Genomic DNA, 11610 nt, shown 5'->3' with positions numbered 1-11610 from the left:
GGTCACTCCGCGGCCGTCCGGCTGCCCTTGGGCAGCTTGCGGATGCTGGCACCTGTGTCGCCGTCGCGGACCATCTCGCGCAGGCGGCCGGTCGCCCGGAAGCGGGCCGCGCGGTAGGCGGGGACGACCATGCTTTCGCGGGTGCCGATGTTGAAGCTCTTGTGTGTGGCGTGGGTGTAGGTCGCGAAGGTGCCGAAGTTGGAGAGGGTGAAGGACTCCCCGGCGGCGAGGGTGCGGGCGATGGCGTCGAACGCCGCCCACAGGGTGTCTTCGGTGTCGGAGAGGGTCAGGCCGGTGTCGTCTGCGACGATCTCGGCGAGCTGGCGGATGTTCACGGTTCTCCTTGGGGTGGTTGTGCCGTCCGCCGCCGGGGCCGGTGTCATCCGCGGCGGCGGACGGGGTCTGGGTCAGGCGCGGGCGCGCCAGGCGGTAGCGGTCTGGTCGGCGAATTCCTGTGCGTCGTCCGGCAGCGCTGACACGCCGTCGTCGGCCGGGCGCAGCGGGCGGATGGCGGTCACGTTGGCCAGCTGGGACTTCAGCGCGGTGTTCGTCTCGCGGAGCTGGTCCGCGTCGCGCAGCTGCTCTTCGAGTTCGGCGATGCGCAGGCCGGCCTTCTCCAGCGCGGCCTTCAGGTCGTCGCGTTCGCCGCCGATTGCGTCCAGCTCGCTGGCCAGCCCGACGAGCTTGCAGGCGAGTTCCTCGGCTTCGGCGCTGCTGCGGGCGGCCTCGGCGCGCAGCTCCGACCGGGGCGCGACGTAGCGGTGCATGCCGCGGCCGGCCGGGGCCATGAAGTAGACGAACGCGACCGTGCCCGCGACGCCGACGGAGAGGAAGACGTACCCGATCACGGCGTGCCGCCCTTCATCCAGAGCGTGCCGAGCCTGCGCTTCGGCTCGTGGCCGAACGGCTGGGCGGTGTCGAACTGCGGGCCGCCGGTGGCGTCGTACTGCGCCCGGTAGTGGCCCTCGTTCGCGGCCTGGAGCTGGGTGAGGCGCTCGTTGAGGGAGGCGACCTGGTTGCGCAGGCGGCGGTTCTCGGATTCGAGTCGGCGTTCCCGCGCGGTCTGCGCGGCCTTGACGAGGTTGAGCATCAGGGTCTCCGGGTCGTGTTGGTGCGGGCCGCGTCCAGGCGGCGGGAGAAGGCGTCCAGGTCCTCGGTCAGCCCGGAGTCGATGGAGTCGCGGAAGTCGGGGGCCTTGCAGGCGTCCGGGTCGACGTAGCGGACCCACAGGTCGGCGCCGTCCTGGGTGAGTTCGGTACGCGCCTCGTACGCCCCGGCGGGCCGGTAGGCGGGCGCGCGGTCGCCGGTGCGGACCTGGAGGGCGGCGGACACTGCGCTGGCCCTGCTGCCGTACGTTCCAGCGAGCACCCACTGGCCGGGCATCTGCCGGGCCTGGTCGGCGGCGTGCTGGTGATCGGCCCTGGGGCGGGCCTGGAGGCCACGGGACTTCATGCGGGCCTCCCGGCGGTGTCAGCGTGCTCGGTCAGCGGCGTGAGCATGCGGTGTCCCTCGAAGGGCTCGCGGGGCAGCAACTCGCCCTGGCCGGGCGGCGTGGGCACCGGGCGCGGCGTCGGGTCGGGGTCGTCCTCGCTGCGGAACTCGGTGCACACGTACTGGTCGGCGATCCCGTACAGGCCGTTCTCGTCGCGCGGCCCGTCGAGGAACTGCGCCGGGGTACGGCCCATCAGCGTGATCAGGACCAGCGGGCGGCCGTTCGCGTCGTCGCCCTGGCGGGCCGGCTTGTCGTGGATGCAGCGGTCGCAGTTCGCAGCCATCCATCCGTAGCCCTCGTCGCCGTTGGAGAACGCGGGCTCGTCGCGGGACTCGGCGTACAGCCGGTCGTAGTCGTCGGGGCTCACCGGTCGTCACCCCGCAGGCTGGCGGGCACCCGCACGAGGTGCTCGCGCAAGGTGCCGGTGGCAACGTCGTAGTCCTGGGCGCGCGACCAGTTGGCGTGAGGGAAGGCGTCACGCAGGACCATCGCCGCCTGGTGGTGCAGGCCGCCGTCGTGCAGGGGGATCTCCCCGCCGTGCGTGCCGATGGCCATGGCCACCCACCGCTTGCCGTCCGGCCAGCTGACGCGGGTGATGCGGACCTCGCGGACGGCCCGGCCGAACAGCGTGTACAGCTGCTGGTCCAGCGCGGTCCGTGTGTCGTCCGTGGCCTGGTACTCGCTCGTCTGGCTGCTCATGCCACGCCGCCGGGGTGGAAGCAGGCGCGGACGTCGGCCATCAGCCGGTTGTAGGTGGCGGTGGTGCGGGGGTCCCAGCGGTGCTCGGGGCCGTGGACGTCGCGGAACCAGGCGTCACAGGCAGCGAGCAGCAGCTGCTCCCGGTCGATGTCCCGCGCAGAGGCAGCGGCCACCTGTCCGGGGTGGTCGGCCGCCAGGTGCGCGAACGCGTCCTCGAGGGCCGGGGACTCCCAGTCGTGACGGTGCGGGTCCGTGACCGGCCGGAGCAGGCGGACGCGTTCGAAGTACGCGTTCAGGGCGCGCCGGGAGTGGCGGAGCTGGAAGGCCTCCCAGCGGGCTCGCAGGCTGGCGAGCGGGTGGTGCGGGGTGGTGCGACGGGCGATGTGCGCCGTTGCGGTCATCGCCATCATCTCCCTCGGTCAGTCGGTGTCGGTGTGGTGCAGGGCGGCGCGTACGGCGGCGGCCCCGCGGTGTGCGGTCTCGGGTTCGGGCGGGCGCCGGCGTTGGCGCCACGGCTCCGGCGTTGCGGCAAGCAGGTCGGGTGGCTCGGCCTCGGGGTCGGCGATCAGCTGGGCGACGGCGACCAGGACGCGGCCCCAGCTCATGTCCGCGTTGCGGGCCTGGGCGAGGACGTCGCGCAGCTGGTCGATGGACCAGTCGGGCCGACAGGCTGCGGCGAGCGAGAGCAGCTGGTTGGTGGCGGGCTGCGGCACGTCGGTCATCCGGGCCTCCCCAGCAGCTCGGAGGGCGGATGAGGCGGGTGGCTGTCGGCGAGCTCGGCGCAGGCCTTGCAGGGGGCGCTGGTGTAGCGCATGACTCCGCCGTCGCAGTCGGCGAGGCCGCAGCCGGATCGGCGGGGTGCCGGGATCCGCAGCGCGGCCCCCAGCAGCCACCGGCCCGGATCGCGGATGTCCTCGGTGCTGGCGAAGCGGAACTCCAGCCGTGCCCGGAGCAGTTGCGCGTCGGTGCCCGCGTCGAGCTGGCGGCCGATCTCCCGAGCGGCCTCGCGGACCACGTACGGCGACAGGCCTGAAAGCAGTGGTTTCACGGGTTCGAGGACTCGCCAGATCCGCGGAGCGAGACTCAGCTGCGGCCCCGTGTACGGGCGGCGGAACGACGGCGGAAGCGGAGGGTTTTCCACAGCCGCTCGCGCTACTACCTGATCTCGCCTACGGCGGATGGAACCACCGGCCTGCGGATCTTCAGGTGAGTCAGTCTGCTGGTGTTCCTTATACGCGAGGGATCCCTCACCAAGATCCCCACCGGATCCCTCTCCAGTGTCCGCAGTCAGCGCGGCGTGGGTGGGCTCGTCGTGGACGGTGTAGAGGTGGCGGCCGCGATATCCGGCGCGCCGCTCGACACTGATCCAGCCGAGCCGCTCCAGCTCCCGCAGGATGCGGCGCACCGAGCGCACGTCGAGGGGCTGGCCGGCCTTCTGCCCGGACCGGTGGCGCAGGACGCGCGCCAGCTCGGCCAGGGTTATGTGGGTGCCGGTGGCCGTGGCGTACGCCAGGGCGGCGTAGGTGCGCAGCTGGCGCGGGCTCAGCGACTCGGCGGCGCGGCTGGGCACCCATGCTCCGTGCTCACGCCGCCAGTTGGTGGCGCGGATCCGGCGCACCGCCGTCCAGCCGTCGCCGCCCTGGCGCGTGCGCCGCTGGCTCGTCAGCTCCACGATGTCGTCGTCCGGCGCCGGGCGCATCAGCTGCGTCAGCGCGCGTTCGACAGTGGAGCGCGCCAGACCGAGCAGACCGGCGAGGTAGGCGACCCCCGCCTCACAGCCGGTGTCGCGCCGGTCCAGCGCGGCCACCTTCGTGTAGACGCTCACCGTCGCGTCGGCGTAGTGGCCGACGATGACGCGAAGGGGTACGCGGACGCGTTGAGGCATGGGGGTCACCTCCCTTCAAGGGCAGTCGGGTTGAGATCAGGGGCGTGTCAGGGGTGTCAGGAGTCGTCCCCACGGGCGCCATCGAGGGCAGCACTCAGCCCGTCGGCGACGGTCTTCATCTCGTGCAGCACCTCGCTGACCGTCAGGTTCGGCGTGTGCAGCACCCGCCGGGCGTACGACGCCCAGTGGTTCAGCGCGGCCCGCAGACGGGCGGTCTCCAAGTAGGCGAGCTGGCCGCCGGTCAGGCGCAGCGTGGACTCGTCAAGCTCCAGCTGGCCGTCGTCGTCGAGCGTTCCGCGTGCGGTGCGCTGGAGGTGCAGGAACCGCAGCGCCTCCCGCACGTAGCCCTCCTGCGCCTCGTTGGGCAGCTCCAGAGAGACGATGCGGACCTTGACCGACGCTTCCTTCTCCGTGCCGGGCGCGGGCTCGGTGCGCTCGATCGCGGCGAACTCACCGATGAACAGGCGCCGGGAGGCGGGCACGTCGTACACCGGCCGGATGTGCTTCTCCAGCGCCTCCTGTGCCGACGCGGAAACCTTGGCGTCGAACTTCAACTGGGTCACTGCTGGGGCTCCTTCAGGAAATCGGTCAGGCGCCAGACCTTGATGACGGCGCCGGGCGTACGGAGGGCGTCGCCCCAGAGCACGTAGACCTTGGAGGCGGACAGGGTGGCGACGACGCTGTCGTCGGCGACCACGCCGGCGTCCTTCAAGGCGTCCTGCGTGGAGCGGACCAGCTTGTCGAGGTCCGGCGTGCTGGTCGGGTACGGCGGCGCTGATGGCTTCAGTCGGCCCGCGTTCCTGCCCGTGCCGAAGTGGTGCTTCGGGCGTCGGAGGCTGAACTGGACGTCCAGCCACACCGCGCCGTCCAGCGCCGTCCAGGCGTCGTCGTGGTGCAGCGCGTCCAGGGCGGCCGTCTTCACGGCTTCACGCCACGGCTTCACGGCGGCCGACGACTCGTACAGCGCGCCGTGCGCGTTGCGGTTCTTCGAGCCCTGCGGGGCCGGGGTGCCGTAGACAGTGAGCGTCAGAGCGGGGGCGGTCACGGCGTCTCACCGCCGTTCGCGCGCCGGTCCAGCTCGTCGGCGGTGTACTGGAGGACGCCCGCCACGCTCGTGCCACGCAGGCCGTTCAGCTCAGCGAGTACGCCGACCGATCCACCAGCAGCCAGCAGTACGGAGGCGACGTCGCTCGCGGGGAGATCGACGACCTGGGTGATGTCATCGGCGAGCGCACGGGCGGCCTCGCTCAGGAAGCGGATGCGGGCCGTGTCGGTGTTGCGCCGCCGGTTCTCGCGGATCGCATCGAGCATCCCCTGCCGGGAGTACTGCTCCCTGGTGAAGGCCTTGATGCCGCGCTCCGTGAAGGCGCGGGCGAGCGCGTCGGCCTCGTCCACGTGGTTCATGCCGACTCACCGGCCTCGCTGCCGTCGGTGTCACGGGATCCGGGTTGGGCGGTCCTCGGCCAGGCGGCAGCCTGCGCCTGCTGCTCGCCGCCCTCCGGCTGGTCGTCGCCGACGACTTCGGCGTCAACGGGCGGCTCACCAGAAGCGTCTCCGTCCGGCTCGGCCTGCTCGGCCGACGGCAGGGTGCGGATGATGGTGGGCGTGACGCCCTGCTCGGCGTCCTCGTCGGCGCGCAGCAGTTCGATCAGTTCCGGCGAGGTGGGCACCACCTTGGCGAGGCGGCGGACGCACGACTTGGCCCACATGGCGTCGAAGTGCTCGTGCCACGTGCTGTCGCGTGTCCCTTCCCGCTCGGCCTTCGCGTACGACTTGGAGTGCTTGTTGCGGATCTCCTCGGCCTGCTGCCGGTTGAGGAAGATGACCTGCGAGCGGGAGCCGCCCTTCAGCCACGCGAACGCGTACGCCAGCAGCGGCCGGGCCTCGTTGTCCCCGGCCCGCAGCAGGTTGGGCCGGTGTGTGAAGTCCGCCGGCGGCCGGGCCCCTGCGTCGTAGTTCCAGGTGTCGCCCTCGCGGATCCAGTTGAAGTGCACGGACTCGACGCGGCCGGACCGGTACATCAGGTCGATGAAGCCCTGATACATCGGTTGAAATGTGGCGATTCCCTTGTAGGGGACGATCGCGGCCTGCTTGCCGTCGGGCTCCAGGCCGAAGCGGGCGCAGGCGAGCAGGGCGACGATGAAGCTGTTCGGGTTGACCTTGGCCTTGCGCAGGTTGGGCCACAGGGCCCGGGCGGTCGCGATGAAGTGCGTCTTGTCGACGTGCCGGGGCAGTGCGTCGGTGAAGTAGGTCTGGTGGCTGGCCAGCCAGGCCAGGTCCTCGTCGCGCAGGGCGATGTCGGTCGACGTCGTCTCGTCGCTGGTGGCTTCGCGGACGCGGTCCTTGAGGGTGTTGCTCATGATGTTCCTTCCGAGGGCACGCGCAGGACGCGGGCTCGATGGGCGCGGTAGGTCTCGGGGTGGTGCTCGGCGATCGCGTCCCAGTCCGGGACGTCGACCGTCTTGCGGTACTTGGCGACCAGCTCGGGGTGATCCGCGGCCAGGCGGGCGGTGGCGAGGGTGCCGTTGGCTTTCCAGCTGTAGAGCTCGCGGCCCAGGTGGACGGCGATCTCCGCCTCGCCGAGCTGCGCCTTGAGCCGGTTCTCGACGGTGCCCAGTTCGCGGCCCAGCTCGCCGATGCGGTCCTTCAGCACAGCGCGGCGGGTGAGCAGCTCGGCGGTGGCCGCCGGGTCGACCTCGGCGACCGCGTCGGGCCGGGCCTCCCACAGACGCGCCAGCAGCTCGGTGGTGGCCTCGGTGCCGTCCGGCTCCGGCGGGATGCCGGTGAGCACGTGGTCGTGCCAGAACCTGTCAACGGCGTCGGCGAGCAGGCCGCACAGCTCGTCGTCGCGCTCCAGCCGGAACCAGGTCAGGTCGTCGTCGATGAGCCCGGCGACATAGCCGAAGCGGTAGCCGGAGACGGTCAGGTACCAGTGGCCTTGGATGGCGGGCCGGTCCGGGGCTTCATCGCTGTGCCAGCCCTCGACGCGGGCCGAGCGCCAGGTGCGGGACTTGCACTCCAGCACGCCCAGCTCATCCCGGGAGCTGCCGTCGGGGGCGACGACGAGACGGTCCGGGTTGGCAATCCAGTGCGGGTGGTCGACGTGCTGGAGCGTGCCCGGGGAGTCGAGCACGGTGAGGCCGGTGTCTTCGGCGAAGAACTCGGCGATCAGGCCTTCCAGTGCGTGGCCGCGCCGGGCGGAACGCTCCAGCCGGGCGTCACGCTGAGGGCGGGCCTGTCCGGTCTTCTCCAGCCACACGCGCAGGGCGCCGCCGTGGCCGTCCATGCCGAGGATCGCGGCGACGTCGCTGCCGCCGATGCCGGTCTGCCGTGCGGCGTGCCACTCGGCGGCGGGGGCACCGGCGGGCAGCAGCAGGCGTGCGGTGGGGGTGGCCGGGACGGCGACCGTGGGGGTTGACTCCGTCCCGGCGGTGGGCTCGCCCGGAGCAGGGCGGGTCTTCGGAGCCGGTCTGTCGGTCGGCTCCTCTCCGGCCTTGGCTCCCGCGGCGCTGCGGACGCCTGCGGGTGACGTTGACTCCGGGCGAGCGGTCTGGGACCCGCCCGGCGCAGGCGGGGTCACCAGAGCAGAGGTACGGACGTGCTCCTCTCCTGCCTTGGCTTCCGCGGCAGCCGGGTTCGCGACGGCGGCGGCGGTCGGCTTTGACGCCGGGCGGGTGGTCATCGCAGCGTCACCGTCCGGATGGTGATGCCGGGGGTGGGTGCGGTGCGGGCGTGCTCGGCGATCTCCCGCATCTGCTCAGCCCAGCTCGGGGACATCTCGCGCGGCGTCTGTCCGGCGAGGGCCTTGAGGACGTCGCCGTGCACGGTGTCGAGGTGCTCGACGGGCTGAGGCAGGGACTCGATCTCCGGCAGGCCCAGCGGGGTGTGTTCCGGGTTCCAGCCGGTGAATACGGCCGGTCCGGCGTACGGCTGGACGTTGGCACCGAGGGCGGCGAGCACGCAGGAGCCGACGACGTTGCGCGGGTAGCGCTCCGGGAAGTACAGGCCGACGTCGTTGACCCAACCGGCCACGGCCTGGCCGGGCAGGCGGACGCGTGCCTTGCCCTCCGGACCGATGACCGCATCCCAGTCGAGGTCGCCGTCGTGGTGGGTTAGTTCGCCGTCCGGGGCGATGACTGCGTACCTCATCGCCGACCGCCGATCCGGGCCTTGTTGCCGGGCCGGTTCACGGCCGGGGCCGAGCCGCGCCGGATCTTGGCGACGGGCACCCAGACGCCCCAGGTGATCTCGCTCTCGTTGTCCCAGTGGGCGAACACCATCGGCTCGTCGTCCACTACGCACACGGCGGTGGGCTGGCCGTTGAACACGCCGGGGACGTGCTCCGGCTGGTCCAGGGCGACGGTTCCTTCACGGCCGCAGGCGTGGGCGATGCGGGCGCCGGGCGGGAACTGCGGGGCCAGCAGTAGTAGTTGGGCGCGGGCGTATTCGTCCTGCGGCCCGTGACCGGACACGACACGGCCCCGGTAGTTGAGCGTGCGGGCGCTCATGACTCTTCCCTCTCTGCGGTGTCGGTGGTGCCGAGGTAGCGGGCGAGGACGACCCAGTGGCCGCTGTCGCTGCGGACGGCCTGAGCGTTGAAGGCACCGGTGGGCTGGAACTGGCTGAGCAGGCCCTTGTTCATGCGCCAGGCCGCGTTGCGGGCCCCGCTGCACGAGCTGTACGGACCGATCTCCACGGGGTGGCGGGGTCGCTTGCGCATCTGCGCCACGTGCTTGCGGTAAATGGCGCGCCATCTGTGCGGGCCCAGCTTCCGGGCTCGCGGCGGCGGCACCGGAACGGGGATGCCGGGCAGCCAGCGGAGGTCTGCCGCGATGACCGTTGCTTGGGTCATGTTGCGCACTCCGAGCCGGGTGTAGATCGCCTCGCAGTGCCGCTTGAAGCTGCTCACGGAGACGCCCAAGTTGCGTGCGGCGCTCTCGTACGTCTCACCGGTGGCGAGCTGAGTCAGCACCTCGATCTGGCGGGCCGTCAGCGGGCACGGCACCGGATCGGGCCGGTGCTCGGCGATGACCTTTTCGATCGCGTCGAGGGTGTCGAGGTCGTTGTCGCCGGAGGCAGCGCCCCACAGGTCCTCGATGAACGCGGCGAGCTGGTCGGCGTCGTACTCGCGGGCCCAAGGGAAGGCGAGGTCACTGGCCATGGCGGGCACCGCCCTCGGCGCTCTCCAGCCGCTGGACGCGCCGCTTCAGGTACTCGATCTCGATCCGCTGGCGGGCGACCTCGCCGAGCAGCGCCGGGACGTCGGTACGCGCGTGGCCGATGAACTCGACGGTCGGCACCAGCTCCGAGTCGACCCAGGTCTGGATGTAGGCGACGGGGCCGACCTGGTCCGGCAGGCCGTAGTCGTTCGGCTCTACCTCCCAGGGGCCCTTGGGCGCGGCGGTGACGCGGTCCTGAATCTCCTTCAGGTATGCGTCGGTCAGCGGCTCAGGCATGGCGCTCACCAGCCCCTTGCGGCGAGCCGAGCGATCTCCTTGCGGAGGTAGTCCGTCTCCCACGGGATGCCGTTGGTCGCACTGCCGTTGAGGACGTCGCGCAGAGTGCCGGTGACCGCGCCGATCCGCAGCATGGCGGTCAGGTCGCGCATGGGGTCGAACGGCATGTCCAGGGCCTCCAGGACGGCGGCCAGCAGGTCACGCAGGTCGTTGCGCTCAGCCTCGGCGGGGCTCTGACCCCCGCCGACGCGGGGGACGTGTGCGACGATGGGGTTCATCGCGTCCACCTCAGTTCGCTTCAGGTGATGGGCTGGTGGGCGGAGGGCTCGCCGGGGGCACGGCGGGCCCTCATTGCTGTCAGGCGGCCTTCGCGCGAGGTGCTTGCGCAGGAGCGGCGCGTTCGGCCGGCGGCTCGGTGTCGATCGCGAGCAGAGAGCGCAGCCGGTCGGCAAGCTGCGGGGTGAGCGGCGGCGCGGCGGCGGCGATCCGGCTGGTGAAGGCATCGACGGACTCGCCGGGCTGAATCCGCAGCACGACCTCGCGGCTCATGCCGCACCCGCCTTGAACTCGCGGTCCGCGCCACATACGCGGCACTGCGCCCGCCAGATCGGGTTGCGGTGGCCGCAGTTGCACACCCACCGGCACACGGCGTCGATGCGGGCGCGCATCAGTTCACGCCCCTGCCGGCCGCTGCGGGCTCCGGGGTGTCGTCCCGTTCCGGGAGCAGCAGGTCACGAATCGTGCAGCCGAGGATGTCGGCGATCGCCTTGAGGTTCTTCGGGGAGAAACCGGCGCGCCCGTTCTCGACATCGGAGACGTGCGACTTGCTGACCCCGGCCTTCTCGGCGAGGTCGGTCTGGCTGAGACCGGCCTCGATCCGTCGTCTGCGGAAGGCTCTCGGGTCTTCGTTCATGCGGATGACTGTACGACTCGCCACTAGTTTTCACAAGTGCTTAGTCGTGGCCACCTCTACTAGATGTGATGAAGTCGTGCACGCCCTCGCGTCACCTGGTGACCTTCAATAAAGTTCGAGAAAGTACAAGTGACCACGGGTAACCACGAGGGGGAGACCATGGAGACACCGGAGCGGGACCACAGCCCGCCGGGCTACGGGACACTCATCCGACTCGCCCGCGAGGCGAAAGGCTGGAGCCCCGAGGTGGCCGCCAGCCACATGCCCTTCAAGTTCTCCGGGAGCAGCTGGCGGCAGATCGAGGCCGGCTACCGCGGGCGCGGCGCCAACCGCAAGCGCGTGCCCGGCAAGGCGGCCACGGTGGCAGCCATGGCGCACACGGTCAGCATTAGCGCCGACCGGCTGGAGGAACACCATCCGGACGCTGCCGCGATCCTGCGGGAGCGGGAGCTCCAGGAGGCGCAGCAGTCACCGCCCATGCCGGCGGCGCTACGTGCGGCGCCGCCGCACGTCCGGCGCATGATCGAAGCAGCCCTTGAGGACGTGGACCCCGAGGACCGGTTCGACGTGCTGCGGGAGATCGCCGCCGACTACGAGGTGATCGCTCGGCGCCGAGCCCGAAAGGCCGGCGAGCCCCGGGGGCCACGGCGCACAGGCTGACCGCAACCGGCCTCTGACCTGGTAAGTGAGGCTTGTTCACCAAATTTCATAACGGTTCAGTCACATTCCCTGTGAATATGCGTGACGCGGAGTCATAGCGGACGCACGATCAGTGCCCCGTACATACGCCCACATGTACGAGACCCGACGCGCACGCAGACAGGGGAACGGGAATGGCTTGGGTCATTGTCGCGGTCGCGCTCGGCGTCATCACCATCAATGGGGGTCTGTTCTTGCGGCGCCTCCTCGGCGAACTGGCCGAGGTCAGGCGACAGATCACAGGGATCGAAAGGCAGGTGCGCGCCCAGCGAGCCCACGTAAAAGCACTGAGACAGCTACTCGCCGAAGAAGGCGAAGAGGACAGCGAGGGCGACGGCGGCCCGCCCCCGCAGGCCGCCGTCGTCAACGGCCACGAGCCCGGGCCCCAGCCCGGCGCCGTGGCCGAGCCCCACCCTCCGGACAGGCCCGAACCCGTCCGGCGGAAAAAGCACTTGGGCCTCTACCT

At 71.2% G+C, this 11610-nt stretch carries 22 protein-coding genes and 1 pseudogene; 2 read left to right on the top strand and 21 right to left on the bottom strand.

Translation table 11 applies throughout. The features are described 5' to 3' along the window. Positions 1-2 precede the first annotated feature (2 nt). The 21 genes from ACTWQJ_RS12675 to ACTWQJ_RS12575 form a co-directional block, all read right to left on the bottom strand. Entirely contained in the window at positions 3-383 is a 381-nt protein-coding gene (locus tag ACTWQJ_RS12675) for an HU family DNA-binding protein (protein ID WP_443306729.1), read from the bottom strand. A 24-nt stretch (positions 384-407) separates the two neighbouring features. Beyond that, positions 408-848, bottom strand: a complete 441-nt coding sequence (locus ACTWQJ_RS12670) for a hypothetical protein (protein ID WP_443306728.1) — start codon at positions 846-848, stop codon at positions 408-410. Continuing rightward, positions 845-1090: a hypothetical protein gene (locus tag ACTWQJ_RS12665; RefSeq protein WP_443306727.1), complete on the bottom strand. Its 246-nt coding sequence runs from the start codon at positions 1088-1090 to the stop codon at positions 845-847. The genes ACTWQJ_RS12670 and ACTWQJ_RS12665 overlap by 4 nt, the downstream gene beginning before the upstream one ends. Further along, positions 1090-1452, bottom strand: coding sequence for a hypothetical protein (locus ACTWQJ_RS12660; RefSeq protein WP_443306726.1), 363 nt, complete (start codon positions 1450-1452; stop codon positions 1090-1092). The genes ACTWQJ_RS12665 and ACTWQJ_RS12660 overlap by 1 nt, the downstream gene beginning before the upstream one ends. Beyond that, positions 1449-1859 carry a hypothetical protein gene (locus ACTWQJ_RS12655; protein WP_443306725.1) on the bottom strand — a complete coding sequence of 137 codons (411 nt, stop codon included), beginning with the start codon at positions 1857-1859 and terminating at the stop codon, positions 1449-1451. The genes ACTWQJ_RS12660 and ACTWQJ_RS12655 overlap by 4 nt, the downstream gene beginning before the upstream one ends. Then, on the bottom strand, positions 1856-2191 hold the full coding sequence (locus ACTWQJ_RS12650) for a hypothetical protein (RefSeq protein ID WP_443306724.1): 336 nt from the start codon (positions 2189-2191) through the stop codon (positions 1856-1858). Before ACTWQJ_RS12650 ends, ACTWQJ_RS12655 begins: the two co-directional genes overlap by 4 nt. Continuing rightward, positions 2188-2592, bottom strand: coding sequence for a hypothetical protein (locus ACTWQJ_RS12645; protein WP_443306723.1), 405 nt, complete (start codon positions 2590-2592; stop codon positions 2188-2190). Before ACTWQJ_RS12645 ends, ACTWQJ_RS12650 begins: the two co-directional genes overlap by 4 nt. Positions 2593-2610: 18 nt before the next feature. Beyond that, entirely contained in the window at positions 2611-2913 is a 303-nt protein-coding gene (locus tag ACTWQJ_RS12640) for a hypothetical protein (protein ID WP_443306722.1), read from the bottom strand. Beyond that, positions 2910-4076, bottom strand: a complete 1167-nt coding sequence (locus tag ACTWQJ_RS12635) for a hypothetical protein (protein ID WP_443306721.1) — start codon at positions 4074-4076, stop codon at positions 2910-2912. Before ACTWQJ_RS12635 ends, ACTWQJ_RS12640 begins: the two co-directional genes overlap by 4 nt. 56 nt (positions 4077-4132) lie before the next feature. Then, positions 4133-4639, bottom strand: a complete 507-nt coding sequence (locus ACTWQJ_RS12630) for a hypothetical protein (protein WP_443306719.1) — start codon at positions 4637-4639, stop codon at positions 4133-4135. Further along, positions 4636-5121, bottom strand: a complete 486-nt coding sequence (locus ACTWQJ_RS12625; RefSeq protein ID WP_443306718.1) for a RusA family crossover junction endodeoxyribonuclease — start codon at positions 5119-5121, stop codon at positions 4636-4638. Before ACTWQJ_RS12625 ends, ACTWQJ_RS12630 begins: the two co-directional genes overlap by 4 nt. Continuing rightward, positions 5118-5480 (bottom strand): hypothetical protein, encoded by a 363-nt coding sequence (locus ACTWQJ_RS12620; RefSeq protein ID WP_443306717.1) that lies wholly within the window; start codon positions 5478-5480, stop codon positions 5118-5120. Before ACTWQJ_RS12620 ends, ACTWQJ_RS12625 begins: the two co-directional genes overlap by 4 nt. After that, a complete protein-coding gene (locus ACTWQJ_RS12615) occupies positions 5477-6436 on the bottom strand; it encodes a recombinase RecT (RefSeq protein ID WP_443306716.1) in 960 nt (319 codons plus the stop codon). Before ACTWQJ_RS12615 ends, ACTWQJ_RS12620 begins: the two co-directional genes overlap by 4 nt. Continuing rightward, complete coding sequence (locus ACTWQJ_RS12610) at positions 6433-7758, bottom strand: lambda-exonuclease family protein (RefSeq protein ID WP_443306715.1); 1326 nt, start codon at positions 7756-7758, stop codon at positions 6433-6435. The genes ACTWQJ_RS12615 and ACTWQJ_RS12610 overlap by 4 nt, the downstream gene beginning before the upstream one ends. Next, the gene (locus tag ACTWQJ_RS12605; RefSeq protein ID WP_443306714.1) at positions 7755-8225 is read right to left on the bottom strand and encodes a hypothetical protein; all 471 of its coding nucleotides are present in this window, start codon (positions 8223-8225) and stop codon (positions 7755-7757) included. Before ACTWQJ_RS12605 ends, ACTWQJ_RS12610 begins: the two co-directional genes overlap by 4 nt. Further along, positions 8222-8584, bottom strand: coding sequence for a hypothetical protein (locus tag ACTWQJ_RS12600; RefSeq protein WP_443306713.1), 363 nt, complete (start codon positions 8582-8584; stop codon positions 8222-8224). The genes ACTWQJ_RS12605 and ACTWQJ_RS12600 overlap by 4 nt, the downstream gene beginning before the upstream one ends. Then, the gene (locus tag ACTWQJ_RS12595) at positions 8581-9237 is read right to left on the bottom strand and encodes a response regulator transcription factor (RefSeq protein ID WP_443306712.1); all 657 of its coding nucleotides are present in this window, start codon (positions 9235-9237) and stop codon (positions 8581-8583) included. The genes ACTWQJ_RS12600 and ACTWQJ_RS12595 overlap by 4 nt, the downstream gene beginning before the upstream one ends. Next, a complete protein-coding gene (locus ACTWQJ_RS12590) occupies positions 9227-9532 on the bottom strand; it encodes a hypothetical protein (RefSeq protein WP_443306711.1) in 306 nt (101 codons plus the stop codon). Before ACTWQJ_RS12590 ends, ACTWQJ_RS12595 begins: the two co-directional genes overlap by 11 nt. A 5-nt stretch (positions 9533-9537) precedes the next feature. Next, a complete protein-coding gene (locus ACTWQJ_RS12585; protein WP_443306710.1) occupies positions 9538-9810 on the bottom strand; it encodes a hypothetical protein in 273 nt (90 codons plus the stop codon). Between the two features lie 79 nt (positions 9811-9889). Next, positions 9890-10081, bottom strand: a complete 192-nt coding sequence (locus tag ACTWQJ_RS12580; RefSeq protein ID WP_443306709.1) for a hypothetical protein — start codon at positions 10079-10081, stop codon at positions 9890-9892. 118 nt (positions 10082-10199) lie between these two features. Next, positions 10200-10445 (bottom strand): helix-turn-helix domain-containing protein, encoded by a 246-nt coding sequence (locus ACTWQJ_RS12575; protein WP_443306708.1) that lies wholly within the window; start codon positions 10443-10445, stop codon positions 10200-10202. Positions 10446-10574: 129 nt separating this feature from the next. Here ACTWQJ_RS12575 and ACTWQJ_RS12570 point away from each other — a divergent pair, with 129 nt between their 5' ends. Together ACTWQJ_RS12570 and ACTWQJ_RS12565 are read left to right on the top strand one after the other, a co-directional pair. Continuing rightward, positions 10575-11105, top strand: coding sequence for a hypothetical protein (locus tag ACTWQJ_RS12570; protein WP_443306707.1), 531 nt, complete (start codon positions 10575-10577; stop codon positions 11103-11105). 173 nt (positions 11106-11278) lie between these two features. Next, positions 11279-11610, top strand: a pseudogene (locus tag ACTWQJ_RS12565) (hypothetical protein); the annotation flags it as partial.

This window comes from Streptomyces sp. KR55 (assembly GCF_052245645.1).
Lineage (GTDB): Bacteria > Actinomycetota > Actinomycetes > Streptomycetales > Streptomycetaceae > Streptomyces > Streptomyces flavusporus.
This window is presented reverse-complemented; position numbering and strand designations above follow the sequence as displayed.